Origin of the sequence: Alteromonas halophila, assembly GCF_014651815.1 — a bacterium.
Lineage (GTDB): Bacteria > Pseudomonadota > Gammaproteobacteria > Enterobacterales > Alteromonadaceae > Alteromonas > Alteromonas halophila.
Genome location: NZ_BMXP01000022.1, coordinates 1 through 1,994, shown reverse-complemented (window position 1 = coordinate 1,994; position 1,994 = coordinate 1). Strand labels below are relative to the sequence as shown.

At 47.3% G+C, this 1,994-nt stretch carries 5 protein-coding genes and 1 tRNA gene; all 6 read right to left on the bottom strand.

The annotated features are described in order from the left end of the window. Window positions 1-32: 32 nt before the first annotated feature. Window positions 33-124: transfer RNA gene (locus IE054_RS17685), tRNA-Ser, on the bottom strand. A 109-nt stretch (window positions 125-233) separates the two neighbouring features. Then, window positions 234-404, bottom strand: coding sequence for a hypothetical protein (locus IE054_RS17680; RefSeq protein WP_189408586.1), 171 nt, complete (start codon window positions 402-404; stop codon window positions 234-236). Window positions 405-419: 15 nt separating this feature from the next. Further along, the gene (locus IE054_RS17675; protein WP_189408584.1) at window positions 420-641 is read right to left on the bottom strand and encodes a hypothetical protein; all 222 of its coding nucleotides are present in this window, start codon (window positions 639-641) and stop codon (window positions 420-422) included. 298 nt (window positions 642-939) lie between these two features. After that, window positions 940-1,143: a hypothetical protein gene (locus tag IE054_RS17670; RefSeq protein ID WP_189408583.1), complete on the bottom strand. Its 204-nt coding sequence runs from the start codon at window positions 1,141-1,143 to the stop codon at window positions 940-942. Between the two features lie 99 nt (window positions 1,144-1,242). Then, window positions 1,243-1,710 (bottom strand): hypothetical protein, encoded by a 468-nt coding sequence (locus tag IE054_RS17665; RefSeq protein ID WP_189408581.1) that lies wholly within the window; start codon window positions 1,708-1,710, stop codon window positions 1,243-1,245. Beyond that, on the bottom strand, window positions 1,703-1,994 hold a 292-nt coding region (locus IE054_RS17880; RefSeq protein ID WP_229805255.1), incomplete at its 5' end, for a hypothetical protein. The genes IE054_RS17880 and IE054_RS17665, both read right to left, overlap by 8 nt.

Genomic DNA, 1,994 nt, shown 5'->3' with positions numbered 1-1,994 from the left:
CCCCGCTGGTGCGGGGCGTTTTTGTTTGAATATGGCGGAGAGTGAGGGATTCGAACCCCCGGAAGGTTTGACCCTTCGCCTGATTTCAAGTCAGGTGCATTCAACCGGACTCTGCCAACTCTCCTTAAGTTGCTGGGTATCTTAATGATTATTTTGAGCGTGTAAAGAGCAAAAGCCAGCGATACGTGCTGTTTGCACATTTCATAATCACTTTGCTCTCTCAACCTCCCTTCTCAATGATTTATGCGTCGTCGCACGGGAAACAGGTTAAACCAGAACAGCCCTTCCAGCACAAAGCCAATGATAACAAAAAGAAATACACCAGTGATGCTTCCATAACTGTACGCAGTAATCGCCGCTGCAAGCAGGGCCAGGGCGAGTATTATTCGCCAAGCTAGTTTCATCTGTCAGTTTTCCTTTTAAACTTTATTATTAAAGTTATAACCGGTTAGTTTCGTAATCAAAGCACTTACCAGATCTTTACCCGTGAACCCATAAACGATAAACGCCATGGCGATTAACAGACCTATACAAATACCAATGCCTGTTGCTGCTGCAGAGGTATTCGTAAAAAACTGCCACAGGTTGATGCCGAGAAACCCAAATCCCAACACCACAGCCAGTACTCTAAAGCCTGTCATAAAGCTTCCTTACTTTTGATTGAATCGTTTTGTCTGCCGGCTCTGGCATTGTCGATTGCGACGCAGTAATTAGCGCATCCAGTAAACAGGCCAGACCGAGTGGCATGCCTGTCTGGAACAGGCTGATTATTGCGCGAATTCCACAGGGGTAAAAGCGAAAAGATATTGCAAATTATTTCGGGGCGAACACAGCGACCGCAATCAATGAAAATCAGGGTATAAAAATATCACCGGCGTCCACTTTGCCAGCGACAAACCTGTACCAACCGTTAAAAATTAAACCGTCGTCAGGGTACTTTCACTCTGCTGTATGTCCTGACGATGTTATTGTGGCGGCTTTATTCATTGCTGCGTGCATTGTAGCTGTCATCACACCAAAAATTATTGCTTCATCAGACAAAAAGCGAATGTCAGGGAAATGATCAAAAATCGCTACCAATATCACTGACACAACAAAACCCATGAATGAATACAGTATCGAAAGCTTTCGTATTGCTGACATACCTGTTCCTGACAAATGATCGAATAAGTCTATCGCTGCTTACTTGTAAGCCATGTAGCACACACTCGCTGAGTGACAGGTTATTAGTTGGCGTCTTTTCTAGAGTTCACCCAGCAGCATAAGCATTACCGCTAGCGCTTTTTTCCTTTCGCGCAGTCGCTCATCCTGTACGTAAAGTGCCTTGCCGTAGCCCGGATCATCGTCTGAAAAATAAACGGTTGTTCCGTAACCCACTGAACTGTCAGTGACATAAACCGATGTCACATAACCAGGATCACGATTGTAGAAATACACACGTAATGCGGCGGCGCGGGGACTTTCCCATGGCTTTTTTAGCACTATATCTGCATCACTGCGGCTAGATGTAAAATAAAAGACACTGCCCCTGCCAGGATCCTTGTCTGCGACATACAGGGTCTTGCCATAAGGTAACGGGCTGTCAGACATGAAAACCCGTTCGTTTGCGTCATCGGGTCGTTCAACAATTGATACAGACGTTTCCCGCGCGCTGGCCTGCGCGCACAAAATAAAAAAACAGGCGAGGAGAAAACAACGTTTGCTAGTCATCCATGATCCGGTTAGGAAAAAAGCGTGCACAAAAAACTACCACCGGGGCCTGACCTTTGCAACTGATGGCTGTCTGTCGACGCCTGACTTCACGCACAAACAAAAACGCCCCACTGGTGCGGATAGGCAAATAAGCAGGAAAACAGAGACAACGTGAAGGATTCACTCGCGCCTTCCCTGGCGCTCGCCCTTCGGGCAGCCTGCGGCTGTGCACCCGGGCTTTCCTGCCCGGTTGTCGAACCCCAGGGATCCGAACCAAGTCCGCACTCACACGCACAAACAAA